Below are 26820 nucleotides of genomic sequence, written 5' to 3'. Positions count from 1 at the left end.
ACAAGGACTTACCGCAGTAATTGGCACGCAAAAACCCGCCGGCTCCGGAGCCGGCGGAGTTTGATTGAGATTGTTGGCGATCGGCGGGCACCGATCACTGCATTGAGCTAGCAGAGTCGCCCACCGAGCGCGAGGCAGCGGGCTTTGATTTTTGACGCTACTAAGCAGGGCTCACTTGCGCACTGCCTTACCTCTTGAAGCGCCTGCGCTCCATATAGGGCGGAGTCATTTGCACTAGGCGAAAACGTTCTGGTCAGCCAGCCCTCCTCGATATTTGGCCCATGTCACTATGTTCAATAAGAGCCGGCTCCGCAAATCTGAACGGGTCGATAAGTGGAGTTTCTGCCTGACAGCGGGCACGCTGATGCCTGCGAATCAGGAGCGACGATGAGCAGACGAGCACGCCGGAACCACACACCGGCCTTCAAGGCGAAGGTGGCGCTTGCCGCGGTCAAGGGCGACCGGACGATAGCCCAACTGGCCGAACACTTTGATGTCCATCCCAATCAGATCACGGCCTGGAAGGCCCAATTGGAAGGCGGCGCTTCCGGGGTTTTCGGCTCGGGCAGCATGTCGCCCGCCGCGCCTGCGATCGACGTGAAGTCGCTGCACGCCAAGATCGGAGAACTGACGCTGGAGAACGATTTTTTAGAAGGAGCGCTCACCAAGGCGGGATTGCTGAGCGCAAAGCGATGATCGACCGTGAGCACGATCTGTCGATCACTAGGCAGGCGGAGGTTTTGCAGATCAGCCGTGGCAGCGTTTATTACCTGCCGCGTCCGGTGCCGGACGCCGATCTCGCGATCATGGGGCGTCTCGACCGGCTGCATCTGGAGTTTCCCTTCGCCGGTTCGCGAATGTTGAGAGGCCTGCTGGCTGCCGAGGGGTGCAAGATCGGCCGCCGGCATGTCAAGACGCTGATGCGGCGGATGGGGATAGAGGCGCTCTATCGCCGTCCGCGCACGACGAAGCCGGAACCCGGCCACAAGGTCCATCCGTATCTGCTGCGCGGCATGGAGATCACACGGCCGAACCAGGTCTGGGCCATGGACATCACCTACATCCCGATGGCGCGCGGCTTCGTCTATCTCGCCGTCGTGCTCGACTGGGCGACGCGCCGGGTTTTGTCCTGGCGGCTGTCGATCACCATGGAAGCAGCCTTCTGCGTCGAGACGCTGGAGGATGCCTTGGCTCGTCACGGCAAGCCGGACATCTTCAACACCGACCAGGGCTCGCAGTTCACCGGTGCGGCCTTCACCGGCGTGCTCGCCGACAACGGCATCGCAATCAGCATGGACGGCAAGGGCGCATGGCGGGACAATGTGTTCGTCGAACGGCTGTGGCGCAGCATCAAATACGAGGAGGTCTATCTGCGAGCCTACGAAACCGTCGGCGAGGCACGACATTCGATTGGCCGGTATCTCGATTTTTACAACGGACGACGTCCGCATTCGAGTCTTGACGACATGACCCCGGATCAAGCCTACTTCAACCTTCCGCCGCTCCGCGCGGCGGCCTAACCCCGGCAGAGGCTCCACTTATCGACGCCGAAAATCTGTTCAGACAACCGGGACCAGCTCTATACCTATGATGAAGCCTTCGAAACGCTTCGTCCGGTTTCTAGCATTAGCGCTCTTGCACGCTCTAGCTCCTGCGCGCCTTCAGTTATCCAATCGCCAATTGGAAATCGCAGCAACAACGCCGCACTAACAAACCGGGCAAGGCACTCCGGAAGACGAGCATGTCGCTCAGTTGCCACTTTGATTGCTTCATTCACCTTAGCGGACGCACTTAAATTATCGCTGATGGCCGTGCGGCTGATCGCGGTGTGCGTGAAAGTGATCAGCGCAAACCATAGGAGCGCCTCCGGAAAACGCAAATCCGCCCGGACGCGACGAAGGTGTCGGCGGCTCTCAGAGGATGAGATCGTGTTGGAAGGGTGGGTGTCCGCCCTGGCCAGCAGCCTCCTGCTCGCCGAAACGCCAACCCTCCGGCGTTGGATCGGCCCGATGGGGCCATGCGGCCGCGGCGGAATCGTGCTCCGGATCGAGCCCGGAGACGGGGACCGAGGAAGCGACCCCCGGGGACGTCGGGCTTGCATGTTGTTGTTCCAAACTCGTGTCGAAATGGAACGCGGACTCGACCCGGTCGGCTAAGCCGAGATTGTCGGCGCCGTGGATGACCACGGTCACGACCTGGGGGTGCCGTCGATCGTGGTCACGGTGAAGGTGTCGGTCAGCGCGTCACAAGACCTCAAGGCCTGGACCGCAGGGTTGTCGGAATTGAGGACATATGTCCACGTGCCGCAGGTGGTCATGGTGAAATTCCCGTAGCCGTGGTCGCTCCCCTGCGGGCATGTCGTGGCTGTGAAGGTGTCGTCGGGATTATCGACGTCCCGGTCGGACAGAGTGCCGCTGGCGCGTGGCGGGGGGTCGCAGGAGTTGCTTGGTTCGGTCACGCGTCCGCAAATATCGCCGCAGACGACCGCGGCGTCGTTGCTGCCCTCGATGGTGACGGTTACCGTCTGTGCCGTGCCGTCCGCGGCCCTCACGGTGAAATCGTCAGTGAGCGACTGACCTGCGTTCAGCGCCTGCACCGCGCAATTGCCGTTGTCGAGCGCGAAGCTCCAGTGCCCGTCCGCGGTCATGGTGAAGCTGCCGTAACCGTGGTCGCTCGGCTCTGGACATTTGACGGGAACGAACGCGTTCGACGGGCCGTCGACGTCGGTCGCGGTCAGAAGGCCGCACGCGGTTGGGACGCCCTGCGCGGAATTGTGGACCCCGCCCGCTTCGACCACGCGACCATGCGTGTCCCCGGAGATGACGGCCGGATCGTCGGCGCCTTGGATGGTCATCGTGACGACCTGCGGCGTGCCGCCGATCGTGGTCACGGTGAAGGTGTCGGTCAGGGTCTGGTGCGCTGTAAGCGCCAGCACCGCGGCGCTGGCGGAATCAAGCGCGTAGGTCCAGTGCCCATCGGACGTCATCGTAAAGCTGCCATAGCCTTTGTCGCTGGCCTGCGGAGAACTCACCGCCGTAAACGTGTTGGCCGGATCGTCGACATCGGTGTCGGCGAGCTTGCCGGTCGCGGTTGGGACGTCGTGCGCCATGGCCGCCGCCGCGATTGCGGCGGCAGTCATGGCGATCGCGGCGACGGATCCGCCGGTCTCGCCGCTTATCGCCGCCGCGTCGTCGGTGCCGGCGATGTCGATCGTGAAGGTCTGGCTCGCCGAGGCGAAGCCGTCGGACGCCGTGATTATGAAGCTGTCGGCGTTCGGCGCCTTCAGCGCGTTGATGGCGTCGTTGTTCGGTACGTAGGCGTAGGAGCCGGTCGCACTGTTCAAGTACAGGATTCCGAACGAGCCGGCCTTCTCGACATCATAACTTGCGCCCGCGACGGTGAAGGGGCCGACCGCGCCGCCCGCGATGCCAAAGGTCGGCGTCGTGCCGGAGCCGAAGCTCGTGGCCGAGAAGCTGCCGCTGCTCGCCGAGAACTTATCGAACGCGACTGTGTCGATCTCGACCGGGCCCGACCCGAGCGTTAGTGTCGGTGGCGAATGGATCAAGGGCCCATCCGGCACGATGCTGGCCGGCACCACCAGCCCGGGAAGGGCATGTTGGGGACTGGGCCCGTCCGGCGCCTGGAAATCGATCGGCTGCAACGTCTGATCGACCGCTTCGCCCGGAGGCGTGCCCGATCCGGCCGGCCCATGGTCCTTCGAGTAGTTGGCAAGCACGTCCTGCTGCTGGCGCTGCAGGTCCTCCATCCGTGACGCGTTGTTGCCGATCTGCGCGAAGCTGACGGACGATCCGGTCTTGCTCAGGACGACCGTCTGCCCTGGATCGTCGACGATGATGTGTCGCGGCACCGCCTCCTTCGTGACGAGTTCGAAGGTGCCATGCTCAAACCCTTTGTAGGTGATGGAGGCGTCGTCGAACACGGCGAGATCAGGATCAGCCGCCGACGCTTCTTTCACCGCCGACAGGATCAACGCGACGAAGGACAGCCCTCCGGCCCATCCGAGTCCCGCGACGACGGTCGACTCCACAGCGCGGCGGCCGCGGACGGACGGCGGACTGCGTTGGTCCGGCGCCGGCCAAAGACCACTGAACACACGTGCGAGCGACATCCTGAACGCCTCGCATACTGCCGCTTCCGCCGAAGAGATCGATCTAGCGTGAGTCAACGCGTCGGGGTTTCCGGATCGACGCCCCAAAGTAGGCTTTCTCGTCCCGGCGCCCCTGCACCGCAATGTCAACTCAGTACGCGCAAATGCGCTCTTTTGTTAGCGCGGAGCGGTCAGGACCGCCGTCCGCCTTGACTAAAAAGGGGTAGTCACATTTTGCGATATGGTGCGCCGGGCGCGGCTCTGGCATCATTGGCGCCGGGGTGGATCGGGCTCTCAACTGACGGGAGCGGCCGCATGCGCGGACAAAGGACGGTTGCAGGACTTCTGGGCCTTTTGCTCGTGACGGTGGCGTGTTCGCCTGCGCCGGTTCGGGCGCAGGACGTCAAGCCGATCGGCAAGGTCGTGACCGTCGCTGGCAAGGCAATGATCGAGCATATCGATGCCGCGGTTGTGCAGGCGAGACTGTCCGACGATGGGGCCAGCGCGAAGGTCGGCGATCCAATCTATCGGGGCGACGTCGTCAGGACCGGCGCCGACGGCCGCCTCGGCATCAATTTCGCGGACGGCAGCTCCTTCAGCCTGTCGAGCAACGCCAGCATGGAAATGAACGAGTTCGTCTACGATCCGGACGGCAAGGACAATTCAACCTTGATCAGCCTGACCAGAGGCACCTTCACCTTCGTCGCCGGCAGCGTCGCCAAGACCGGAAGCATGAAGGTGGACACGCCCGTGGCGACGTTGGGGATCCGGGGCACCACGCCTCACATCGAGATCTCCGACGACGGCACGGTCAAGTTCGCCACCCTGATCGAGGAGGGCAAGGACGCCGTCATGAAGCGGAAGGCCGGTCCGGCTGTTGCGCCTCCCCGGCAGCGGAGGGCCGACCGCGCGCTCGGCGTCTGCCGGGGATGCTGAAGGTCTTCGGGACGGCGCCGGTGATGATCCTGTTACTGGTCGCCCCCGCGTCGGCGCAGAAGCCGGAAGGTCAATTCCGGAACGTCGAGCTCTGCAACGCCACCTCATCGCCCGACCGCAGGATCGAGGCCTGTTCAGCCTTAGATCGTAGGCGGCCGTGGTGGGCCGCAGGCCATGGCCATCGCCCACAACAACCGCGGCATCGCCTACGCGGCGAAGGCCGACTACGACCGCGCCATCGCCGACTTCGACGCGGCCATCGACATTGATCCGAGCTTTGCCAAGCCCGTCAACAACCGCGGCGCGGCGAGACTGAGGACAGGGGACTACGACGCCGCGATGGAGGATTTCGACCGGGCCATCGCGCTCCAGCCGGCCTACCCCGGCGCCTTCGTTAACCGCGCCGAGGTCTGGCTGAAGAAGGGCGATCTCGTACGCGCCGAAAGCGACTACGCCGCGGCGACTCGTCTGAACGCCGACATCGAAGGGGCCTGGAGCGGCCTTTGCTGGATCCGGGCGAGCACGGGCGACCCGCAAGGCGCGGTGGAAGCCTGCGACAGGGCGATCGGGTCGGGCGCGCATACGGCCGCGACCTACGATTCCCGCGCGCTCGCCCACCTGAAGGCCGGACGGACCGACGCGGCCATCGCCGACTACGACGCCGCACTGCGCATCGACCCGGCGTTTGCCGCAGCGCTATATGGCCGCGGCCGGGCGAAGATCAGCAGAGGCGAGACGGCCTCGGGAGAAGCCGATGTTGCGGCCGCGAAAGCTGTTCGGAGCGACATCGGCGAGGAATTCGCGCGCTACGGCGTACGGTAGTCCGTCCTCAACGCGTGCTCGTCGGAGAATGCCACCGCCGCCCCGACGCGCGCGCTGTGGTAGCTCATAGCTGCAGGCGATGCATACCGAGCTGCACTGAACTGCAGCCATTTACCCTTTCGCCGAGTCGGAATGCCAAAGTTCTTAAGAGCTGCTGCAAGCTCCCTCAGCGTAGTTTTCCCAGCGGCCCTTAGCTCCGCTGATCGGCGCTAGGTATTCGGCGACTGCCGCAAAGGCATGAACGGGGTCTCTCGCGAGTACTTTGACTTCGTTCGACAGCACGTCGAGAGGAGCATGGACAGCTCTGGCGCTGTCGAACTCCTCACGACAGCCGTTCAGACCGGTCTGGTGCGCGACACGATTCCGCAGCAATAGACACCAGCCGTCTGATCGCCGACATGTCCCTCAAGGTGGCAGACGATGCCGGAAACTACATAGCTCAGGCGTCGAACGTATGGACCGCGCTGGGGCTCATCGATCAGCATCGGCTGGTCGGCAACTAGAGAATGTGCTTCCGTGGCGCGCACAAGCGGGGAGCAGGCGGCGCGGCACAGGCGCGCCGAAACAATGTGCCGAACCTAGCCGGTCTCGCTGGTCATATGACTGACCGGATGAAGGCCATCATGAAGGCAGAACGTGCTAGTGGTTATTGCTAGACTGCAAACATGCTTGATTTTAGACAGGCCACAGCGCCGTGCATAGGCCGGACATGAGGATCGAGATCAGTTCCATGATCCCGCTTTTGCTGAATTTTCTGACAGTCTTCTTCATCATCGCAGGCGCGGTGCTGCTTTGGATCAATTCGCGAGCGTCGCGGCGAAGCAGAATCCATCTCGCACCGGAGAAGCCTGCTGAGCAGACTGAGCCTGAGCAAGCAGTTCCAGAATTAACCCGCAGCACGGACATCAATCTTAATATGACGCTTTGATTGCGGGGCGTACTGGGCTGTTAGGTTTGCTCACCGGACATTGCCCCGTCCGGGTTCACCCCGGCGAGCCTTCGCGGCATCATACTCGGCGCGTCACGTTCGTTCGCTGGCCTCGCGCGAGTATCATTTTGAAGAGGCCGTCGAAACACGAGACGCTCGATCTCGGCGAGATGCGGCGGCAGATCACGGCCCTGCGATCCCGGCATTCGGAAAATATACGCATTACCTATCTGTTGAATAGGCTGCTGATCAAGATTGCATATCTCAGTGAGCCGGAGAGCGCAGCTCACGCGCAGAAGCTGCGCGAAGCGTTCGCCAGAACGATCGCGGATGTCCAGAGGCACGTCACGAAAGCCGTCGGCGAGCTCTCAGGTAAGGCTAACAAGTAGATCACATTGCGCAAGGGGATCGCCGGGTTGAGGCTTACCTGTACCCGCGGAGGTGCCCATGTATCGCGTAAAGGCCGCCTTCGCGGCTAGGGGCTGCCGCCGCAAGCGGTGGCCCCGCCCATGAGAGGCCTAGTACGCCCACCGCACAAGACGCCGTAGCACCTCGCCGGCCCGCCCGGCAGGTCCGAGCAGGCGCGCTCGCAACGCATGGCACCGGCCGAACTGGCGTTCCGGGACGTGCGCACCCCGTTAGGTACCCGGCCGAGAGTTCGTCGCACCACCGGCCGGAATCTGGGCCGGGCGGGGGCCTCTGGCGCAGGTGGTTGGGCGCCCGGCCCGGGCGTCCCTTTGCGGCTGCAGGGTGGCTGCTGGGCACGCCGGTGTTGCGCGCATTAGCGGGACAGCGCCTCGCCGGTCGACGGTGAGTCGAGCTGGCCTTGCATGATGCACTCGCTCGGCTGGGCATCCGCAGCGCCGACCATCGCATGCTGCTGGGGACGACACGTGTCCCATGTCAAGAACAAACGCTCGGGAGCAACTGCAGAACAGCGGGCACAAATCATTTTGGGGACCGGGGTACAACCGCTCGCCGCTATCGTTGTCGATGACGAGGAGCTTCGTGTTCGGTGGCAACGCCGCAGCCTTTTGTAGCAGTCTGCCAACCTCATCGCCGTTCATGTCCGACTCCGGCTTGGCCTTGATGGTGTCGTTGGACAGGGTGTGCCGAACCGCCGCGAGTCGCTGATGCATGTAAGCCGCTGGGTTGGTGGCGCATCGCCGCGCATCGAGCCTCACTTGCGCATCTTGCCCCACGAGCGACATCACTTTGCCGAAGAACTCGAGCATTAGGTCGTATCGCCGCAGCCGACGAATTCCGACTTCCGTCTTAGAGGGCTAGGTACCACAGCACCCGGTACCGTCCCGAACGTAAGGCGATGTTAACAACTTTGGCGTGAAACTCAGCCGCTTAACGTTGGCCATTATTTTTTATCATCGCTTCCAACTAACGAAGCGGACATTTGAAAGAGGCGCGCTAAGATGGGTGCGATCATAAAATTCGGCCGCCGCAAGGAACGAACATCCGTAGCGAGCCCCTCGCCGCCCTCAGCGTCCCAGATCTTGAGCAACGTCGCCGCGCTCTTGTCACAAGTTGAGCGTCTGGAGATTCATACGGCCGCCGACATGCGCCAGGCCTTCTTCCTTCTTGAACTCGCCAACACCTGCATCCGCCTGTTTATTCGGCAGATCGATAGTCCGGCGTCGCGAAATTTATTGTTAGGACAGTCCGCGCGGATCGATCAGCTCATCGAGGGCGTGCGCACTGAATCCGGAAATCTGTTTTAGCCGCATGCTTGCTCCTGCATTTTGGGAATCACAATGATTGGGGACAAGCGACAAGCAGGTCGCGTCGCCTTTGAACACAAACGTCCCGTCAACGTCATGGGTGTCGATGGCACGCGGCGACGAAGCTGCATCCTCCTTGACGTCTCTGAGAGGGGGGGCCAAGCTGGAGGTGGAGGGGGCCACAGAGGCACTGAAGGCCCAAGAGTTTTTCCTGGTCCTGTCCTCTGTGGGGCTGGCATTCCGACGGTGCGAACTGGTTTGGGTCCATGGACCACACGTTGGTATCCGCTTCATAACTGAGAAGGATAAAAGAAGAGGGCGGCTGAAGAATGGACCTCTCTCGGAGAAAGCCTGACACATCTCGTGTGACTAGCTCCTGGAGAATGCCTTCCCCGTTGCGATGCAAGGCGAACCATGGCGAACGGCACCACGGCCGAAGTGATCGGGCAACTCCGGGCAGCTGTCCGCCCCTTTCAAAACCGACGGGCGGAAAGTTTGGGTCGCATCGCGGATCGTTGCGCTCGTGAGCTGGTGGAACATCCGTCCGCAAAGTCGAGCAACCCGCAATGCACGGATCATCATTTCAGTGCCTCAAACCGGCAGGAGCACGATTTCCGAATACAGCCTGTCGATGTCGCCGGCGGCGAGGAGCGAGGAACGGTAACAGGTGCGCAGCGGGAGCATCACTCCTCGCGGCCGGACCGGAAAAAGTCGCGCTTCCACGACGAGCGCCGCCGTCCGCTGTCGGCGCAGGATTGCCAGCTTGACGCGCTCGAGATGCCGCAGCAGCAGCTCTGGCTCACTACAATGCAGGATATCCGAATAGGGGATCCGCACCGGCAGGACTTTGTCCGGTCCGCCCAGTCGCCTTGCATTGAGCCGGTGCGCACGGCGCTTCACCACGAGATAGGCATGATCGGGGCCATCGCTGACGGTGAATTGCAGGCAGTCATATGGTGCGTGATCATCAAAGATCTGCCGTTGCTGACTGGTCAGCCTCGCGCGGACTGCGGCTGGATCGAAGCTGATGACCGGCCGGTGCGCCAACAGCGTCTCGGCGTGCAGCAATGGCAGCATGACGATCCTGTGCGAATCCAGTGTCGTGAAACGCTGCGCAAGCAAGGCAGCCCAGGAAATCGGCTGCGGGGTGAACGCCGTGTAAGTCAGGCTCTGGTCTCGCAACAGCGCGGCGAGCAGGGCCATGCCCCAGCCACGGTATTTTGCATGCACCGACCACGAGGAAAGATTGCAGACGAGCGCTGCCTCCCCGTTCACCTGCCGCCGGGCGACGATTGTGCCAAGGAAGCCCACGATCGCGTTGCCGTCGAGGAGCACAAAACCGCGCTTGTGATCGGACCAGCCATGCTCGAACAGGCGGCGCCAGCTGGCCGCCTCGATACCCGATTCTGGGAAGATTTGCTCAAGGAAGTGGCAGACCGGCTCGCAGTCGTCCGGACCCACGGCACGGACACGCGGGCCCGACCGAACATCCTGCTGCGCGGCCATTTCCGCCGCACCGAGGTCCCGGCTCGTGGCTAAGCCTTCGATCGACGGCGCCGCCAGAAAGGCCGAGAGGGGTAGCGCATGCCCAGTATAATGCTCGATCTCGAGCAGTAGGTTCAACAGCGCAAGCGAGTCTGCGCCGAAGCCAAGAAGATTATCCGACCAGGCGATGGGCGCGACACCCAGCACACGCTCGCAGATATCCTGCAAATCCTGCCGCAGTCGGTCACGATCTATGACCACGGCACGGTCCGGCGCCGACCCGCGGGATACCCTCACGGCTGCCGGTGCGCGAAGAACTGGATGAATGGCGATGGCATCGAGGCATGCTGGATTTTGCAGGGCGTCACGATTCCGCACAGGTCGGGCATTCACCGCATCGCGCGCCGCGGCTTCGGACCGCTTGCCATTGAAGGTAACGGGAAGGGCTTCGACCTGTGCGATGCGCGCCGGGACGAAGGCCGGAGAGCCGCAGCGGGCAAGTTCGGAGCGGATGTGCTTCGCCAGCGTGTTGTCGAGCACGAGGCCTTCGCGCAGCACGACCAGAAGAACCATACGCGTACCGCCGGGCTCCTCCTCGGCCTGCTGCTCGACAGCCATTGCCTCGAGGATCTCGTCGATATCATCGAGGATGCGGTAGATCTCCGCGGTGCCAACACGGATGCCACGGACATTGAGAACCCCGTCGGAACGGCCATGCAGCCGCCACCCACCATGGGGCGTGGCCTCGATCAGATCGCCATGCGTCCAGAAGCCGGGGGTCTGGGCGAAATAGGCGGCATGAAAGCGCGTGCCGTCGACATCACCGTGAAAACCCAGGGGACGCGAGGGGAAAAGGGTTGGCGCAGACCAGCTCGCCGATCTGCGCCTCCGGATGGTCAGGCGGCGGCAGCGAGCGAACATCGAGGCCGAGACTGCGGCACTGTATCTCGCCGCGATGGACGGGCAGGTTCGGATTGCCGAGGACAAAGCAGCCGATGATGTCGGTGCCGCCCGAGATCGACTGCAGCGGCATCGCCGCCTTCACCTGCTCGCGGACCCAGTCGTATTGGTCGGGATGAAGGATGGAGCCGGTGGAGAGCACAGTGCGCAGGGCTGAAAGGTCGAACATGCGGCCTGGCGAAAAGCGTGCGTGCTCGCAGAAGCGTAGATAGGCAGGATTGGTTCCGAACACTGTCACGCGCTCCTCGGCAACGATCCGCCAGAAGGTATCCGGTCCCTCGAGCGGCCCATCGTACAGGACGATCTCCACGCCAGAGGCAAGGGCTGAGAGCTGCCAGTTCCACATCATCCAGCCGCAGGAGGTCTGGAAGAACAGCTTGTCGCCCGGCCCGAGATCGCAGTGCAGCCGGTGCTCCTTTACATGTTCCAGCAGAGTGCCGCCGGCGCCGTGCTGGATGCACTTCGGCGCGCCCGTGGTGCCGGACGAGAACATCGTGAACAGAAGATGATTGAACGGGTGGCGAGGCCAGCCGGGACCGTCCTTGTCACCATCATCACCGCAAAGCAAGTCCGCAAGTCTGAGCAGAGACGTCGTGTCCTCGTCTACGGCAATCGAGCCATTGTCCAGCGCAATGATCGCTGCGAGGCCCGGCAGCCGGGCCGCCGTTTCGAGGACGCGCTTGGCAACCGGGACTCCGGGGTCCCGTGGCTCCGCTCGAAGGCAGCCGAACAGCACCTTAGGCTTGAGGGGAACGAAGCGCATGAGGATGGCGGGCACGCCGATGTCGGGCGCACAGCTGGCGAAGATCGCGCCGATCGCAGCGGTTGCCAGGCAGGCGATGACCGCCTCGGCATTGTTGCGTCCGATCGCGACGACATGGTCGCCACGGCACACACCGAGCCGCTGCATCGACCTCGCCAGCCGATCAACCGCGACGCGCAGTGCGTCCCTCGTGAAGTGGTCGCGCGTGCCATCAGCATGGCAGGCCGTCAGGACTCGCTGGGCGGGACTGCCGGAGAGAAGGCACTCAGCGTAGTTGAGACGAAGATCTGGGAAGAAGCGCGCGGTCTCGCACGTATCGCCCACGCAGACCGGCTCGGCCAAGCCGTCCCGCGGCAGTTCAGACCACTCCAGGAAGAGGCGCCAAAAGCTGCGGAAGTCCTGCACCGAGAAAGCGTCCATGGCAGCATGATCGAGCAAGATGCGCCCCGTTCGGGCCTCACACCATTTCCTGAAGGCCGTGAGTTGCGAATGCGCAAGAACCTGGTCATCGGGACCGTGCACCACTGCTTCCTCTGAACTCGCCACCACCATTTTGCCTGTCGCTCTCCGTCACACCGCAGCTGTCGCTGAACTGGATCAGCAAAGCTGCCGCGCCGAGTATGTTGGGGCGACGACCTCGCCGTGGTGAACGCGGACGGGGGCAATGGCAGGTGCAGAGAGGCTACCGCTCAGCAGCCCCGGTGAAATCGAAACCGCGGATTAAGCTTAATGTCGCCAGAAAAAGTTAAATCTGGAACAAGCGTTGGTGTGGGCGGCAGCATGCCAGGGCGTCCAGTACGACGCCTTATCCAGCGGCCGCCCGGATATGCGCGATTGCGCGCTGCGTACGATGGAGCGCATCCTTCACCTCAACTCGATTGCTTGTCAGGAGAGCGCTCTACACTGCCCGGGACACTGGCAACGAGATTATAGCGAGCAGGCGACGCAAGCCATCGATCGCTTTTGCGACGCGCATGCTGAAGCTGACCTTCGGCTCTTGGCCTATGCTCAATCCGCCGCCGCGGACGCATGCTGTGATCCTTGAAACGGCGTCCGGCCTACATGGCGGAGCCCGGTGCGGGATGGATTTCAAACTCGGACGGGCTGCCGGCGTCAGATGACCGCCGAAACTGCAAGGCAAAGGGACCTCGGGCGCTTCAGTCGTCTCCGTCAGATCTCGAGCTGCGCTTGGCCGATCAACTGCTCATTTGACCAAGAAGGCGCCCTTGCAGTCGCTCGCGGTCGCGTTCCTGCTGAACATTTTGGGCCGCCCGTCGGCGCTAAGAACGGCGGGCCAGTCAGAAGATTTCGGCATAAGACGGGATTGGAGCTGGAAGCGAAAACCAACTGCAGCAAGCGCGCACCGAGTCGCTGTCGGAGACGGGAAAATTAAAAATTTGTTCTGATGCATAATGATAATGACTCCAACGCAAAAACAAAAAATAAGGTGGGGAAAACACGGGAGGTAACAATGGAAACCGCACAGCGCTTCCGCGCGATGGCCACGCTTTGTCGACAGAGCGCCGCGCTTCATCCTGACAGAAGCTGGAAACTGCTCGCGGAGGCAGAATACTGGGAGCATTTGGCGGCTACGGCGCTCCCAGCGCATATCGAAGACTGCTTCACCCTTAGTCAGGATGGCTTAGCTGCTGCTTAAACGTTCGCCAATTCTCGTTTCAAAATCAAATTGCGGGGCGGGTAAATGAGTATGTTTCGGGGGTCGTGGAGGACTGCCTCCATTAACGAACGGCCGATGTGTCCGGTATGTAAGCACCGGATGAGGTTGGCCCGCATCTCTCCCGGCAAAGTCGGATTCGAGAAGCGCACTTTCGAATGCTCGACCTGCGGATGTACTGAAGTGGCATCCTTCGCTGTGGATCCAATGAAGACAGATGCGGTCGGCTGGCTGGCAGGGGAGTTAACCCCGCCTCGGTGAGCTTCGGTTGCAGCTTTGGCGTTGATGATCTGCCTGATCGACGTCTTCGAGCAGCACGAACTATGTTATCGTGAGTACGAAGATCTGTTCGGACCGGGGTGGCGTTTCCGGATTGCAAGAGTATCGAGAGCGCGATAGATTTCAGCGTTGCTTTGATCTCGAACCCGGATTGCAGAATTGTGGGACATCAGTTCTGGTCGCACGAGCGTGAGCTCTGCCGCGAGACGTTCTGCTTGGTCCTCCGCTCCCTGTTGATCTTCTAAGATCATTCCGCCCTGATGCTGGCATGTTGCATCGGTGACAAGCTCGAATTCGTAGTACGGCATGAAAGCCTCTGAACTCGCACGCGCCCACGTCAGTGTAACTGAGCTCCCCATCAGGTTGATTATCGTATGTGAATGCGAACTCCGTTTTACGGGAAGGTGCGGACCGCCGCTCGACCGTGGGCATTCGGGCGAGCCTCTGGCGGCTGATGCTGTTCGCCGAACGCCACGAAACTGCGCATGCCTAGCCGCCGTCTGCGTCCCAACATAAGCATTTGTTGCGACGCGCGAAGGACGACCTTTGTACCGGCGAGGAACTTCGGAGCTTCAACAACATTCAGTCACGAGAAATCCGCATGCCCATCCAGGTTGTAATGGACCGTAGCGGCGACAGCCGTCACTTTTTTCGACGCGAACGGATGCACGACAACTGACCAAGGCGGAGCAGCGCTTCCGTAAGCTGACGAACGTCGGCTTCACCGCCGCGGACCGGTTCAGGTCAGGTGTCGCAGATCCGATCATTCGACCCCACTGCGGAAGAAACTCTCTTCTTCCCCAGGCTGAGGCTCCCTTGATGAGCCTCTCCGAGCGCACTGGATCCTAGTCTAGCCACCCCCGCCGTCCCGATTTCAATCTGTGGAATTGAACGGATCGACGCCGCCAGACTTACGGCTCGGGTGCTCTCGCAAGGTGTGGCTGGTATGTAGCCGACATAGAGCGGCGAACCGCTGACCCGCGCCAACTGGCAGGTGCGTAAGGAAGCTCCTGGTCCTGAGTTGCTTGCTTGAGACCGGCGAGAGACGATTTCGAGGCCACCTCTGAGCGAGAGAGGCGGGTTGGGGAAAGCGGCTTCAAGCCGAACTGCCTTGCCATCAAAATCTCCCTGCCGGTTGGTGAAGGAATGGACATTTCGGCGATCCAAGCGCGCGGTTGTTCTTGGTGCCGACACTGTGGACACATGGTGCAGCTTAGGGGGCGAGTGCCGCATCCTTTCTCAACAACATCGGCGCGCCTATTCGTGCGGTTGTAACATTGCTGCAGCCGATACAGCGGAACACCCGTAGGCAGTCGTGGAGAGCCATGGCGGGCAGGTCAGCTAGATGGGTCATGGAGCTGCCACATGCTGAACATGAGTGGGCTTCCGGCTTAAAGGATGAATTGTTGTTCGGTGACACATGGCCTCCCAGAAGCGCTCGATGAAAACGCGTTCAAGTATGATGATCATGCCTAATGAGGCATTATGGTGGAGCGAAAGCCCGTAAGGTCCCGGTGCGGTTACGCGACCGCACTCGCAGCTCAGTCACTCCAGTTGAGTTCGAGCGCAAGGTGGGATTAGCTTAACCGGGTGTCCATCAAACCGGCAGCAGCTCACTGCACCCGAATACAGCCGCCCACAGGAGGAGAGCTGATGTACCAGGATGAGTGCTTGAAGGAGGCACGGACGATCGCGGGGCGTAGGGAGGTCCTCTACCACGGGACAAGACACCTCCGCTCCGTGCTTCGGGTGAACACACTCTTCTGCTCGTACCCCGGGGAAAAACAAATATCTTTCACCCGCTCGCCTGAGGTGGCCGCCTATGTCGCCTCAATCGAGAGGGATAATGACGAGGACGAGGGAGCTGTACTCGTGTTCAATCGCCGCGCGCTTCAAAATGGCTATCGATTGGATTCATGGCACGACTCCGACGACGAGACGGACGAGATGGAAGAGCGCATTTGCGGAAGAGATATCGCAGAAGTCCAACGCTATTTACTTGCATCGCTATGGTCGGCCCCAAGAAGAGAAACTCTCGGGACAGGCAGCGAAACAATAGATTATTCCAGATAATGCTTGAACTGCGCGCTGAAGGAGTCGAGCCAGAATTGCCCAAATGTTGTCGCACGAGTCCGGCAAGCCGTCATGAAGTGGAGTGGGTCATGAAACATGTAAGCCGCCTACCAGCTTCCATGCCAGAGACTGGGCAAAGTCGACCAGTTTGACGCGGGTGCGTTTTGAACTTGCTCAACAGCGTACTCAACGATGGCATTATTGGAATACCGCTGGCTGACGATTGCAGGGGCCCTGCTGGTGGGGGCCGGCTCTATTGGTGTCCTTGTCAGCAGAAGGAAAGCGGACGAGATCGATCCACCGCCAGACGAGCCGATCGATTTGCCGGCTTTGCCGCTCATCAACCCTAAATCAAAGAACAAGGCATAGTCACCCCCCAACAGGCAGCCGCGCGCCGCCGCTACCCTCGCATCGTTCTGACGCTCCATCGAGCTGCGTCGCTTGGTTGACGAAGGTCACGTGCAGCGTGATCGGCCCCTTCGAACCGCCGAGCAAGACGCGAGCCTGCTCCGCGTAGCGCCGAACCCGAGAACGACTCCTTGCTTGCCGCTGAGACGCGGTCCCGCCCGCATCGCAAACGACCACACGTTCTCCCGCGGTCCATTCATGGCGCGTTCCTTCACAGATGCATGCCACTTCGAGCGTCCCCACGCTCCGAACACCAGCCCCAACGCCAACCACGCCGTAAGAGACACGCAGACGCCAATTCCCACGTAAGGCAATACTGTGCACATCGGCTCCCTCCCTGGTTCCGACACGCCATGAAATGCGGCAAGACTCGCATATTCGCGAGCCGACGCCTATATCGAATGTTATGCGTATGCCGTACGAGCTCTGCCTGGCGCCTGCCGGCCGGTCGCTCGAGACCGGGCATGAGGTGAAGCACGACGGCCACGGCCGTTCATCCGGGACAACGAGCGCGTGCGGCTCCTTTTCCAAGCGCTAGGCCTGGACCCCCCGGCTGTGGTGAAGAACCGGCAGAAGCATCGGAGCGGTAATCTACGGTCGATGGCAGCTCCCAGTTCAACGCGCTGGACTCCCGCACCAGTCATGAAGCGTGAGCTGTGACGGACGCTACCGGCCCGAAATACCACCTTGGTGACGTCACTTCGCAACCGGACTGATGGTCCGCAATATCCGCAGGATCGAGGAAGCGTACTCCTCGCGCTCACGCGAGAACCGCTCCTGGTGCTTCCTGAAGTTCTCCACGCGTTTTCTAATTTCATCGCGTTCGCTGCCGCCGTAGTCGAGGGGATTGAGGCCAATCCATTCGACTGCCTCGCGAGGCTGAGCACGCGGTCGCCCGGCTTCCCCATTCAGCGCCTCGGTGTGCGCCTTAGTTTCAGTGACCAACGCATCCAACTGAGCTTTCCAATCACCACTCATAACGCGACCCCCGACCCCACAGCCTCAGAGGGAAAAAGGTAACACGTCGACGGCGAATTCGCCAAATTTTCCCGCCTTTCGAGATGCAAGGCGGGCGTACGGGAAGCCTTTTCGGCCGCAGAACGTAGAATGGGCATGAAGTTTGCCCACGCTGCAGAAGTCTGTTGGGCTTGCGAGAACCAACCGAAGCGTCCATGGCTAGGTGACCGCGCTCCAACCTGTGGAGGCGCCGGCATGCTCTGTCTGACATGCAACCAGACAGATCTCTCCGATCCAAACGACCTTCCCGCAATGCCAGACGGGTACTTGGCAGAATATCCGCCCGACGAGAACTGACATAGATCCTCCTTCCTGGTGACCGGCTCGGTGCGGAATCCTTTGGGGCCTCAACGCGGAAAGGACGGTTTCTTTCAGGAGAGCAGCCGATGGCCCCCGGTTTATTGTCTTCGTAGCGTGAACGCGGCAAAGAACATTGCGCGCATAAGAGATCCTGATGTCTCACCTAGAACTTCGGCGCACGCCCAGCGATTGGCACGTGCTGCGCGCATCGTCTTCTGGTTTGGGATCGGTTACCGTACCGCGCTTATCCTGAGCGAAAAGGCTCGCAAATTGGACGCGCCATCAAAAGACCAGCCGCTAACAGAACATCCGTGCCAGTTCGGGGGCGACGAGCCCCTCTCACGCCACAAGCTTCATCCCGTGTGCGAAATCCCAATACAGCTTTCGTGCACGCGCATAAAAGCGCCCGGGCAAGAGTTGCCGATCATCAATCCGGATCACGGGCGCAACCTTGGCGAAATTTCCGGTCGAAAAGATCTCGTCCGCGGCGACGAAATCGGCATAGCGCAGCGTTGTCTCGAGCACCGTGCTGCCGTCACCGCGCAAAAGTTCGATCACCCGTTGCCGCGTGATTCCGTTCAGGAACGTGCCATTCGGCGCCGGCGTATAGACAACGCCCTCTTTCGCCATGAACACGTTGGAATTGCCGAACTCCGCCACGTTGCCGAGCATGTCCAACATTAAGCAATTCTGGAAGCCCCGCGATGCGGCCTCCACGAGCGCACGGGAACTGTTCGGGTAAAGACATGATGCTTTGGCATCGGCGGGCGCGCATTCGGTGGTCGGCCTGCGGAACGGCGACAGCGTGATCGCGCTGCCCTTAGGCTCCGGGATCGGCGATTCGTAGATGCAAAGGCACCAGTCCGTTGTCTCCGGATCGAAAAGCACGCCGCCGCCGATGCCGCTCTGCGGCCAGTACATCGGGCGAATGTAGAGTTCAGCATTGGTCGGGAAACGGGCGATACCCTCACGCGCCAATCCCAGCCACATGTCGAGATCAACGACCGGTTTCAGCCCAAAGTTGACCGCAGATTGGTTGACGCGGGCGCAATGACGATCGAGGTCAGGTGTAACGCCTTCAAAGGCACGTCCGCCATCAAAGATGGTCGAACCGAGCCACAGCCCATGGGTACGCGGCCCCATGATCGGCACATTGCCGTCGTGCCATTGGCCGTGGAAGAATGTCCATGTCCGCGAATGGCTGACGGACCTCGTGTTGGAAACCATGGCGAACCTCCATTCCGGGACGACGGAGTTATGGTCCGTAGATCACCAGCTCGGAATCCGACAGATCGGCAAGCCGGGGGCGATGCGGACCCTTGAAGTATTTGCGACGTTCCCTGTAGAGCCCGACCAGGTTCTCCATGCGGCCGTTGGCCTCCAAAGCGACGGAGATTCGGCCACGCCAGAGCAGGAAGCGGCCGATCGCGCCGGCGCACGCGACGTAGTCAGCCACATGGGCGCAATAGATCAGCTGCATGGCGAGAGGTGCGATCCTGCGGATTCGCATCGGCTGCAGGACGAACGGAAAGGCGCGGCCATCGGCGGCGCGGCATACCAAGCTGAGGCAGCCGTAGGCTGCGTGACGTGCAAGCAGCGTGGCGTCAGCTTCGGACAAGCCGGCGACCGCCTGCGCGTCTTGCCCGACGACTTCGACACGCATAGCCTTGGCGGGACGCGACACCGCTGGAAATGAGAAGAACATGCCGCCGCAATAGCGGCGGAATCCCTGAGCTTCGATGGCTCGCCAAGTCCATTGCGCCGCACTGATATTGATGTAGGTGACGTCCTTGTGACGCTGCGCGACCCTGGCCAGCATCGGAGCGTAGCTGCGAAAGGCAGGTTCCACATACCAGCTGGAGAGATTGCAGCGGATCGAGGTACAGCCGTCATCGTTCCGTGCCGAGTGGATCAACAGCAGAGCGCCGACGGGCGTTCCATCATGGTCAAGCAGGTAGCCGAAGCGCGGGAAGCCCTCGGGTACCTCACGCACTGACATGCGCCGGAGTCCGTCGACCCAGTAGTCGCGCGATCGCATCGGAAAACCGCTTGCGAGAAGATCGGCGATGGCGTCAAGATCAGCTATGCCCATCTCGCGGCAACGGATCATGGTCCGAATTCTCACTCATAAAATCCGAGCCGCGTCTTGGTCATCAGGCTTGGCGAGCGCGAGCGGATCGAGCGGCAACATGGCGAGGTGCCGAAATTCCGGCTACGGACAGAGCCGCCTCTCGCGTCCCGAGCGGCTTTGAGCGTCCAACTCGCTGCGACGCCAGGTACAGCAACCAGTTGCGATAGATGCGCTTGGCCGGCAGATGCCAGACGTTGTTCAGGTCCTTCGCTATTTGATCGGCTGGAAAGTCGGCGAAAAGCCCAGGGTGCCTGTCGGAAAGGGCTTTCTGTCGGAAAGCGACCTGGATCGCTTCCGCCTCCTCGCCGAAGTAGCCCTTCGGTAGCGTCGGACAGACTTCGTTCTCTCCCCGGAGGAAGCGACCCATATCTCGCCTGTATTCGCCGAGCAGGCTCTGCGTTTCGTATTCCGGGTGGCCCTGGAAATGGACGAACAGGCTCTTCTTCCGCTGCTTGACGAAGCAATCGACGCCGGCCTCGGCCGACCAGGTGAGAACCGAGTATCCGCAGCTCGCGAGATTCCCCTCCTCCACCTCGTTCCACCTGGCGTGCGGTATTCTGAAGGTCTTGGGCACATCTTGCATCAAGGGATGACGTCGCGTCTTTGTTTGAGCAAAGACACCGAAGCACTTGGTAGGCAGCTTGTGGCGCGGAACGCCGTCCGTGTGGAGGACGGCCCCATGGACAGCCAGACAGGAAAACACCGACGACACGGTATTTTCCCCGGCCCAGTCGACGATCTCTGCGAAAGTGTTCCAATATGGCTCTTCCGTCAGACTGGCGGCCTTGGGTTCGGCGCCGGTCACGATCACCCCATCCAGACGCCTGTTCAACAGATCGTCGATGCCACGGTAATATCGACCGACGTAATCGTGCCCCCATTCCGAACGGGGTGTCGCCGCCATCGTATAGAAATGCAGCCTGACGCAAAGTCGTCCGGCCGCCGCATCGAGTAGGTCGAACAGTTGGCGCTCGGTCGACATCAAGGCAGCATCCGACATATTGTTGATAATCGCGATGTCAAGGCACTCCGCCTGGTTTTCAATTGACGCCGTGGCATCAGCGCCTCCAATCCGCGCTCTCGAGAAGAGGTGGTGTTCTTGCGGATCTATGTCGATCAAGACAGTCATCCGAATGCCTTCATGGTTGACGAAACATCAGTTCGCGGCACTGAGGGCCTGATCGAGATCCGCGATGATGTCGTCGATGTGCTCGATTCCGACGCTCAGCCTGATCATCTCGGGCCGCACGCCGGCTTTGTCCTGTTCTTCAGGCGACATTTGGCGGTGCGTTGTCGATGCAGGGTGGCAGGCGAGCGATTTCGCGTCGCCAATATTGACCAGCCGCTTGCACAGCTTCAGCGCGTCGTAAAACCGCTTGCCCGCCTCGAAGCCACCAGCCACGCCAAACGTCAGCAGCGAACAGCCCCGGCCACCTAAATACTTCTGTGTCAGCGCGAAATAGCGGCTGTCGTGAAAGCCCGCATAATTCACCCACCCGACACGGGGGTCATCGCGCAAGAACCGCGCGACCTTGGCGCCATTTTCGACGTGCCGCTCGATCCGGAGCGCGACGGTCTCAATGCCCTGGAGCAGCAGGAAAGCGTTCATCGGCGCCAGGACGGCGCCGATGGTCCTCTGGGAGACGGCGCGGCAACGGGCAATGTAGGCGGCAGCTCCGTACCGCTCGGTGAAGACCAGACCGTGGTAGGAATTCTCCGGCTCGTTCATCATTGGGAAGCGCCGGCGATGCTCCGCCCACGGGAACCTGCCGCTGTCGATGATAATTCCGCCGAGTGTGGTGCCATGCCCGCCCATGAATTTCGTTAGCGACTCCACGACGATGTCTGCGCCGTATTCGATCGGCCTGAGCAGGATCGGTGTCGGTACCGTGTTGTCGACGATGAGCGGAACGCCGTGCCTGTGCGCGACGTCAGCCATCGCTTCGATGTCGCAGACGTTTCCAGCCGGATTTCCGACGCTCTCGCAGAACACCGCTCTCGTATCGTCGTCGATCAGTCTTTCCACGTTCTCCGGCCGGTCGTCTTCCGAAAACCGGACGGTGATGCCCTGCCTCGGCAGGATGTGCGCGAACAGCGTATGCGTGGTGCCGTAAAGTTGCGGAACCGAGACGATGTTGGTGCCCATCTCCGCGATGTTGACCACCGCATAATTCACCGCGGCCTGACCACAGGCTACGCTGAGTGCCTCGATGCCTCCTTCAAGGGCGGCGACGCGCTTCTCCAGCACGGCGTTGGTCGGATTGCCAATCCGGGTGTAGCGGAAGCCGTCTACTTCGAGGTTGAAGAGCGCAGCTCCATGGTCGGCGCTGTCGAATGCATACGAGGCGGTCTGGTAGATAGGTACGGCAACGGCCTTGGTTGCCGGATCGCACTCGAAGCCGCCGTGGACCGCGAGAGTCTCTCCTCATGGAGGCTGGCCCCGCGGCCTTTCGATCCCGGGCTAGCTCGCGACTTCCCTGGCGCATCGGAACTCCTCGAACACTGGCGGCGTCCCATAATCGGTCTGCGCGAAGCCCAGCAGCTCCCGCACCGCGATCGGCCACAGTGCGACGTCTTTGCCGTGGGTATGGAACATGGCGACGGCGAGACGGTCCATTCCGAAGGCGACGCAGGCGGTGTGGGCCGGCTCAGAGGCCGCATCGACGATGCCCCAGGCGGTGCCGAAATGATCCCGGTGGTAGTTGAAGCTCATGCAGGCGGTCGGTCGCTCCTCGGAGCGCAGAGGCACCAGCAGTTCGAACTTCAGTGACTGCTGCTTTTGGCTCACCGCCATCATCTGACCGACCCGGCCGAAGAACGGGTCGTTGGCATAGTCGACCCTGAAGGTTAGCCCCAGATCTCGCGCCATCTTCTGGGCGCGCATGATCCAGCGCTCGCGGAACGCCGAGACGTGATCGGGACTACCGATGCAAACGAATTCGCGCATCCTGAAGGACTGCAGCCGGTCGAGATGGCGCGAGGGCTCACGACGGAAACAATCGGCGGCCACGTCGAAGCTCCAGCCGCCTGCCGGCACCGGACCTCGGCTCGCCGCGATCGGATAGACCGGATAGCAGGCGGCCGGCGACAGAACGAGATCAGCCGGCGATAGCGACGCGGTCCAGTCACCGCCGGCATCGAAACGGCTGACCGCCGCGTCAATCTCGCTTTCCGTGCCGTGCAGGCCACAGACGCAGCCGAGGAGGTTGGGAAAGCTCTTCAGATAGCCTGACTTCTCAAGCTGGGCACGGTTCATCACGGGCGGGAAGCGCATCACCTCAGTATTCGTTTCGCGATTCCGTGAGATCACCGTCCCAATTCGCTCCACGACGCCTTCATAGAGGGCGGTGCGGCCATAGATCCCGGGAGAGCCCATCTCGTGAAACAGCGCATCGGCGAGATGGTCTAACGGATCGACCGGAGTCGGAGTGGCATCCCCGGGTGCTTCAACAATGGCCACGTTCATCAAGCCTATTCCTTCTGGGGAAAAATCAATCGCGCAGGGACTCTGGGACGGTGCTCATCAGCGTGGCGCTACCGACACTGGCGAGGATCCGGTCATTGTTGATCATTATCGGAGCGGAAAGCACGTCGCGCAGATGGCGGCCGATACTTACGTCGGTGTCGTTGCGATAACCTGATAGGCCGCAGGCGCGCATCGCGTGCATGACGGCCGTGACCGCGAGCTCGGAGGCCTCCACCTTCAGAAGATTGATCGAGGACTGGAAGTCGACGGACGACAGCGCACGCTCGTCCCGTTCGCGAACCTCGTAGAGCTGGAGATCTGCGGCGATGATGGCGCGCAATTTCGTCAGCGTCATTTTGGCAGCGGTGAAATGCGCAGCGCCGGGAGGCATATTGCCGCCCGACCCGCGGGCGGCCTTGCGGATGAAGAGCTGCGCGCGGTCCACCGCCGCAGCCGCGATCCCAGCCCAGACCGAGGACCAGCACAAGTGGGCGACGGGCGTCATCGTCTGCGCATGGATCTTTTCGTATGGCACAGGGAATATCTGGTCCGCGGTGCCCCTGAAGTTCAACTTGAACCCCGCGCTGCAGGTCCCTCGCATGCCAAGCGTTTCCCACGCGAGAGTGGGCTCCAGCGTATAATCGTCGCGGGTGATGGCGAGCAGCACCTGATCCGATCCAGCGGAAGAGTCAGAGCGGCGGGCGACAGTGACGATGCCGTCCGCCTCGGCACCGTACGAAATCACCGTCGCGTCGCGCACGAGCGAAATCTCGTTATCAGCGCGTTCTACTGCGGCCGAGCTGAAGCGTATGTTTCCGCCGTTCTGACCTTCCGTCGTCGAGGATGCAAGCAGCAACTGTTCGGCGGCCACGCGGCGCATGAGACTTTCGTGCCAATCGCTGCCCGCGCCGTGGCGGACCAGACACGCGATCTTGGTCTGATGCATCGCGAAGATCATTCCGGCGGAGGCGCAAGCGCGGCCGAGCCCGTAACACATATCGGTCACCTCGGAGATAGACGCGCCGTCCCCACCGAGCTCGATCGGAATCTGAGCGCCCAAAAGTCTCTCCTCGCGCGCAGCGTCGATCGCTTTCTGCGGGAAGCGCGCCTCGCGATCGACCGCCTCAGCCTCCGTCGCAGCGACCTCGGCGACATTTGCCATCCGCTGCCGAAATGAGGAACCATAACCCGCTCGGCCGACTTCCAAAGCGAAGTTGCGGAGCTTGACCTCCTGCACACTCATGGCCAAAGCCTCCTGTTTTTATATTTGAACGACGCGACCAGCTCGAAATGAATTCCGCTCAAAATGAACAGCTAGCCTACTTCCGTTGCTGCGTCGTTGGCGCAGAAGAGGGTGTCAGGCTAGTTCCACTCCCAGGCGAGGTACCTCCGAAGCAGAGCTATTGAGCCGAGGAGCAGTTGGGTATCGTCCTCCCCGATTGTGATCACTCCCTACTGCGCCAAGGGGGCCAGTGAAATGCACGACATTGTCGTCAACGTTCAAAACCGTGTTCTATCCGTCGTCAGGAGCGTCCTCCAGCAGAACGCCATCACTGCCGATCTCCACCCAGAGTCACGGCTGGTGGATATCGGGCTGAGCTCGGTGGGTATGGTCGAGCTGATGCTCAAGGTTGAAGCCGAATTCGATCTCGTCCTTCCTCAACTCGAGATCACGCCAGAAAATTTCCAGTCGGTGAAGACCGTTCAGCGAATGATCCTTAACCAGCTCGGACCTGGATCGGGATAACGTCGGCCGAAAAGAGATTCTACTTCGACAAGCTCGCGAGCCGGTCGAGAGTGATTGCAACGTCGCTCCGGCCGTGACTCGCCAACCAGCGAGCAGGTGCGCCCCGATGTCGGTCCAACCCTACTGCAAGAACAGTCCGTGAAAACAGCCGCGATCCGGCGCGCGACCAAACCCGGCGGTCCGCGGCGCAGACGCTCCGCCGCTAAGACCTGGCTCCAGGCAATTGCACAAACGGCGCGGGTCGAAGCCCAACCGCGGCGGTTGCTCGCCGACATTGTGCAAGAATGGGCACAGCATCAGCCCGAACGACCTGCCTTGCTCTCGGACCGCCAATCGTTCACCTATGGCGAACTCACCGCCCGCATCAACCGGTATGCGCGCTGGGCGCGGGGCCTCGGCCTCCAAGCCGGCCGCACCGTCTGTCTGCTGATGCCCAACCAGCCGGACTACCTCGCCTGCTGGCTCGGCATCAGCAACGTCGGCGCGACAGTGGCACTGATCAATACCAAGCTGGTCGGCCGATCTCTCGCCCATTGCATCGACCTCGCGGATGCGGATCACCTCATCCTCGCTGCGGATTGCGTGGACGCGTTTGAGAGCGCCCGTCCCCACCTGCGCCGCGTGCCGCAAAGTTGGATCCTTGGCACCGATGACGCAAGCGGCGATCTGGATGCGGCGCTCGCCGCGTTCGAGCCAAGTCCGCTGTCCTCCGCCGAACGCGGCGACGTCACTATTGATCAACGCGCGCTCCTAATCTATACCTCGGGCACTACGGGACTACCGAAGGCAGCGAACATCAGTCATCGCCGCATTCTCACCTGGGGCGGATGGTTTGCCGGAGTGACGGACGCCTCCATCGATGATCGTCTCTACGATTGCCTGCCGCTCCATCACTCGGTGGGCGGTGTCGCGGCCCCCTGCAGCATGCTCTGCGCCGGCGCATCGGTGGTGATTGCGGAGAAATTCTCTGCGAGCAGATTCTGGCACGACATCGTGCGTTTCGACTGCACCATCTTCCAATATATTGGCGAGCTCTGCCGCTATCTGCTGAAGGCGCAGTCGTCCGAGCCAGAGGCCCGACACCGGCTGCGACTGGCTGTCGGCAACGGATTGCGCGGCGACATCTGGGAGGTGTTCGCGAGCCGATTCGCGATTCCGCAGATCCTCGAATTCTACGCCGCAACGGAAGGCAATCTTTCGTTGTTCAATGTCGAAGGAAAACCCGGGTCGATCGGCCGGATCCCACCGGTGCTGGCGCATCGCTTTCCCGCCTCGATCATCAAGGTCGATGCTGACAGCGGCGGCCCACTCCGCAGCGAGGCTGGGCTCTGCATCGCTTGCGCCCCTGGCGAGACGGGTGAAGCTATTGGGCGCATCGGCAGCGCCGATCGCGACGGCGTACCTTTCGAGGGCTACACGGATCCGGCCGAGACCGAGAAAAAGATCTTGCGCAACGCCTTTACCGAGGGCGACGCGTGGTTCCGCACCGGTGATCTGATGCTGCGCGATGAGCAGGGCTACTTACACTTTGTCGATCGCGTGGGCGACACCTTCCGCTGGAAGGGCGAGAACGTCTCGACGAGCGAAGTAAACGATGCAATCAGGGACTGCCCCGGTGTTCTCGACGCCTCGACCTATGGGGTTGCGGTGTCCGGGGCCGATGGTCGCGCCGGCATGGTGGCCTTGGTCGTGGACCGACGTTTCGATTTCGGGATATTCAGAGAACATGTCTCGTATCGGCTTCCGCGCTATGCAGTTCCAGCCTTCGTCAGGTTGTGCCAGGCGCTCGAAGCGACCGACACATTTAAGCAGAAGAAGCAGCGGCTGATCCGCGAGGGATTTGATCCTTCGGCCGTGGACGATCCGCTGTTCCTGCGTGATCCAACGACCGGCGACTATGTTTCGATGGACCGCGCGGTCTACGGCCGCATTGTCGCGGGTGAAATCAGGCTCTAACATCGGCTCGGAAAGCCGAGATGTGAGGTGTAC

Annotated in this window: 21 protein-coding genes and 3 pseudogenes; 13 read left to right on the top strand and 11 right to left on the bottom strand. The window is 61.5% G+C overall.

The window, feature by feature from the left end; all coding sequences use genetic code 11:
- The first annotated feature begins 387 nt into the window (after positions 1 to 387).
- Positions 388 to 1520 (top strand): IS3 family transposase gene (locus AB8Z38_RS34545; protein ID WP_369722007.1). Its coding sequence is split into 2 segments (ribosomal slippage): positions 388 to 643 and positions 643 to 1520, totalling 1134 coding nucleotides; the frame shifts between segments, so codons are not numbered across the junction.
- A 393-nt stretch (positions 1521 to 1913) separates the two neighbouring features.
- Here AB8Z38_RS34545 and AB8Z38_RS34540 read toward each other — a convergent pair.
- Together AB8Z38_RS34540 and AB8Z38_RS34535 are read right to left on the bottom strand one after the other, a co-directional pair.
- Positions 1914 to 2192 carry a hypothetical protein gene (locus tag AB8Z38_RS34540; RefSeq protein WP_369722006.1) on the bottom strand — a complete coding sequence of 93 codons (279 nt, stop codon included), beginning with the start codon at positions 2190 to 2192 and terminating at the stop codon, positions 1914 to 1916.
- Positions 2189 to 4129, bottom strand: coding sequence for a VCBS domain-containing protein (locus AB8Z38_RS34535; RefSeq protein WP_369722005.1), 1941 nt, complete (start codon positions 4127 to 4129; stop codon positions 2189 to 2191). Before AB8Z38_RS34535 ends, AB8Z38_RS34540 begins: the two co-directional genes overlap by 4 nt.
- A 294-nt stretch (positions 4130 to 4423) precedes the next feature.
- On the opposite strand from AB8Z38_RS34535, the gene AB8Z38_RS34530 reads away from it, so the two are divergent.
- The 6 genes and pseudogenes from AB8Z38_RS34530 (at position 4424) to AB8Z38_RS34505 (ending at position 8882) form a co-directional block, all read left to right on the top strand.
- Positions 4424 to 5044, top strand: a complete 621-nt coding sequence (locus tag AB8Z38_RS34530) for a FecR domain-containing protein (RefSeq protein ID WP_369722004.1) — start codon at positions 4424 to 4426, stop codon at positions 5042 to 5044.
- A 174-nt stretch (positions 5045 to 5218) separates the two neighbouring features.
- Positions 5219 to 5866 (top strand): tetratricopeptide repeat protein, encoded by a 648-nt coding sequence (locus AB8Z38_RS34525; protein WP_369722003.1) that lies wholly within the window; start codon positions 5219 to 5221, stop codon positions 5864 to 5866.
- A gap of 709 nt (positions 5867 to 6575) precedes the next feature.
- Positions 6576 to 6794 carry a hypothetical protein gene (locus AB8Z38_RS34520; protein ID WP_369722002.1) on the top strand — a complete coding sequence of 73 codons (219 nt, stop codon included), beginning with the start codon at positions 6576 to 6578 and terminating at the stop codon, positions 6792 to 6794.
- A gap of 128 nt (positions 6795 to 6922) precedes the next feature.
- Positions 6923 to 7183 (top strand): hypothetical protein, encoded by a 261-nt coding sequence (locus AB8Z38_RS34515; RefSeq protein ID WP_369722001.1) that lies wholly within the window; start codon positions 6923 to 6925, stop codon positions 7181 to 7183.
- Positions 7184 to 8221: 1038 nt separating this feature from the next.
- A complete protein-coding gene (locus AB8Z38_RS34510) occupies positions 8222 to 8527 on the top strand; it encodes a hypothetical protein (protein ID WP_369722000.1) in 306 nt (101 codons plus the stop codon).
- Between the two features lie 33 nt (positions 8528 to 8560).
- Positions 8561 to 8882 (top strand): annotated as a pseudogene (locus AB8Z38_RS34505) (PilZ domain-containing protein).
- Between the two features lie 236 nt (positions 8883 to 9118).
- Here AB8Z38_RS34505 and AB8Z38_RS34500 read toward each other — a convergent pair.
- Together AB8Z38_RS34500 and AB8Z38_RS34495 are read right to left on the bottom strand one after the other, a co-directional pair.
- Complete coding sequence (locus AB8Z38_RS34500) at positions 9119 to 10933, bottom strand: phosphopantetheine-binding protein (protein WP_369721999.1); 1815 nt, start codon at positions 10931 to 10933, stop codon at positions 9119 to 9121.
- A complete protein-coding gene (locus tag AB8Z38_RS34495) occupies positions 10833 to 12077 on the bottom strand; it encodes an AMP-binding protein (RefSeq protein ID WP_369721998.1) in 1245 nt (414 codons plus the stop codon). The genes AB8Z38_RS34500 and AB8Z38_RS34495 overlap by 101 nt, the downstream gene beginning before the upstream one ends.
- Before the next feature lie 1129 nt (positions 12078 to 13206).
- On the opposite strand from AB8Z38_RS34495, the gene AB8Z38_RS34490 reads away from it, so the two are divergent.
- The 4 genes and pseudogenes from AB8Z38_RS34490 to AB8Z38_RS34475 all read left to right on the top strand — a co-directional run bounded on the left by AB8Z38_RS34490 (position 13207) and on the right by AB8Z38_RS34475 (position 16131).
- The gene (locus AB8Z38_RS34490) at positions 13207 to 13392 is read left to right on the top strand and encodes a hypothetical protein (protein WP_369721997.1); all 186 of its coding nucleotides are present in this window, start codon (positions 13207 to 13209) and stop codon (positions 13390 to 13392) included.
- An 898-nt stretch (positions 13393 to 14290) separates the two neighbouring features.
- Positions 14291 to 14509, top strand: a pseudogene (locus AB8Z38_RS34485) (hypothetical protein).
- Positions 14510 to 15342: 833 nt separating this feature from the next.
- A complete protein-coding gene (locus AB8Z38_RS34480; RefSeq protein ID WP_369721996.1) occupies positions 15343 to 15762 on the top strand; it encodes a hypothetical protein in 420 nt (139 codons plus the stop codon).
- Positions 15763 to 15954: 192 nt separating this feature from the next.
- Positions 15955 to 16131 carry a hypothetical protein gene (locus tag AB8Z38_RS34475; protein WP_369721995.1) on the top strand — a complete coding sequence of 59 codons (177 nt, stop codon included), beginning with the start codon at positions 15955 to 15957 and terminating at the stop codon, positions 16129 to 16131.
- A gap of 735 nt (positions 16132 to 16866) precedes the next feature.
- Here the strand turns inward: AB8Z38_RS34475 and AB8Z38_RS34470 are convergent.
- The 7 genes and pseudogenes from AB8Z38_RS34470 to AB8Z38_RS34440 form a co-directional block, all read right to left on the bottom strand.
- A complete protein-coding gene (locus tag AB8Z38_RS34470; protein ID WP_369721994.1) occupies positions 16867 to 17124 on the bottom strand; it encodes a hypothetical protein in 258 nt (85 codons plus the stop codon).
- A gap of 702 nt (positions 17125 to 17826) precedes the next feature.
- A complete protein-coding gene (locus AB8Z38_RS34465) occupies positions 17827 to 18714 on the bottom strand; it encodes a branched-chain amino acid aminotransferase (protein ID WP_369721993.1) in 888 nt (295 codons plus the stop codon).
- A gap of 28 nt (positions 18715 to 18742) precedes the next feature.
- Positions 18743 to 19597 carry an acyl-CoA acyltransferase gene (locus AB8Z38_RS34460; RefSeq protein WP_369721992.1) on the bottom strand — a complete coding sequence of 285 codons (855 nt, stop codon included), beginning with the start codon at positions 19595 to 19597 and terminating at the stop codon, positions 18743 to 18745.
- Between the two features lie 43 nt (positions 19598 to 19640).
- Entirely contained in the window at positions 19641 to 20747 is a 1107-nt protein-coding gene (locus tag AB8Z38_RS34455; protein ID WP_369721991.1) for a homoserine O-succinyltransferase, read from the bottom strand.
- A 27-nt stretch (positions 20748 to 20774) separates the two neighbouring features.
- Positions 20775 to 22040 (bottom strand): annotated as a pseudogene (locus AB8Z38_RS34450) (O-acetylhomoserine aminocarboxypropyltransferase/cysteine synthase family protein); the annotation flags it as partial.
- Between the two features lie 39 nt (positions 22041 to 22079).
- Positions 22080 to 23084: an amino acid--[acyl-carrier-protein] ligase gene (locus AB8Z38_RS34445; RefSeq protein ID WP_369721990.1), complete on the bottom strand. Its 1005-nt coding sequence runs from the start codon at positions 23082 to 23084 to the stop codon at positions 22080 to 22082.
- A gap of 25 nt (positions 23085 to 23109) precedes the next feature.
- The gene (locus AB8Z38_RS34440; RefSeq protein ID WP_369721989.1) at positions 23110 to 24327 is read right to left on the bottom strand and encodes an acyl-CoA dehydrogenase family protein; all 1218 of its coding nucleotides are present in this window, start codon (positions 24325 to 24327) and stop codon (positions 23110 to 23112) included.
- 234 nt (positions 24328 to 24561) lie between these two features.
- Between AB8Z38_RS34440 and AB8Z38_RS34435 the strand changes: the two genes are divergently transcribed.
- Together AB8Z38_RS34435 and AB8Z38_RS34430 are read left to right on the top strand one after the other, a co-directional pair.
- Positions 24562 to 24831 (top strand): acyl carrier protein, encoded by a 270-nt coding sequence (locus AB8Z38_RS34435; protein WP_369721988.1) that lies wholly within the window; start codon positions 24562 to 24564, stop codon positions 24829 to 24831.
- Between the two features lie 138 nt (positions 24832 to 24969).
- Positions 24970 to 26787 (top strand): long-chain-acyl-CoA synthetase, encoded by a 1818-nt coding sequence (locus tag AB8Z38_RS34430; protein ID WP_369726677.1) that lies wholly within the window; start codon positions 24970 to 24972, stop codon positions 26785 to 26787.
- Positions 26788 to 26820: the final 33 nt, after the last annotated feature.

This window comes from Bradyrhizobium sp. LLZ17 (assembly GCF_041200145.1).
Classification (GTDB): Bacteria; Pseudomonadota; Alphaproteobacteria; order Rhizobiales; family Xanthobacteraceae; genus Bradyrhizobium.
The sequence above is the reverse complement of the archived record's forward strand: the minus strand, read 5'-3'. Positions and strand labels throughout refer to the sequence as shown.

Bases quoted from the DNA above. Each gene is read 5' to 3' on its own strand.
- AB8Z38_RS34530 (WP_369722004.1), top strand. From the start codon at position 4,424: ATGCGCGGACAAAGGACGGTTGCAGGACTTCTGGGCCTTTTGCTCGTG.
- AB8Z38_RS34455 (WP_369721991.1), bottom strand. From the start codon at position 20,747: ATGACTGTCTTGATCGACATAGATCCGCAAGAACACCACCTCTTCTCG.
- AB8Z38_RS34490 (WP_369721997.1), top strand. From the start codon at position 13,207: ATGGAAACCGCACAGCGCTTCCGCGCGATGGCCACGCTTTGTCGACAG.
- AB8Z38_RS34435 (WP_369721988.1), top strand. From the start codon at position 24,562: ATGCACGACATTGTCGTCAACGTTCAAAACCGTGTTCTATCCGTCGTC.
- AB8Z38_RS34465 (WP_369721993.1), bottom strand. From the start codon at position 18,714: ATGGTTTCCAACACGAGGTCCGTCAGCCATTCGCGGACATGGACATTC.
- AB8Z38_RS34440 (WP_369721989.1), bottom strand. From the start codon at position 24,327: ATGAGTGTGCAGGAGGTCAAGCTCCGCAACTTCGCTTTGGAAGTCGGC.
- AB8Z38_RS34500 (WP_369721999.1), bottom strand. From the start codon at position 10,933: ATGTTCGCTCGCTGCCGCCGCCTGACCATCCGGAGGCGCAGATCGGCG.
- AB8Z38_RS34445 (WP_369721990.1), bottom strand. From the start codon at position 23,084: ATGAACGTGGCCATTGTTGAAGCACCCGGGGATGCCACTCCGACTCCG.
- AB8Z38_RS34520 (WP_369722002.1), top strand. From the start codon at position 6,576: ATGAGGATCGAGATCAGTTCCATGATCCCGCTTTTGCTGAATTTTCTG.
- AB8Z38_RS34510 (WP_369722000.1), top strand. From the start codon at position 8,222: ATGGGTGCGATCATAAAATTCGGCCGCCGCAAGGAACGAACATCCGTA.
- AB8Z38_RS34480 (WP_369721996.1), top strand. From the start codon at position 15,343: ATGTACCAGGATGAGTGCTTGAAGGAGGCACGGACGATCGCGGGGCGT.
- AB8Z38_RS34460 (WP_369721992.1), bottom strand. From the start codon at position 19,597: ATGATCCGTTGCCGCGAGATGGGCATAGCTGATCTTGACGCCATCGCC.
- AB8Z38_RS34475 (WP_369721995.1), top strand. From the start codon at position 15,955: ATGGCATTATTGGAATACCGCTGGCTGACGATTGCAGGGGCCCTGCTG.
- AB8Z38_RS34525 (WP_369722003.1), top strand. From the start codon at position 5,219: ATGGCCATCGCCCACAACAACCGCGGCATCGCCTACGCGGCGAAGGCC.
- AB8Z38_RS34535 (WP_369722005.1), bottom strand. From the start codon at position 4,129: ATGTCGCTCGCACGTGTGTTCAGTGGTCTTTGGCCGGCGCCGGACCAA.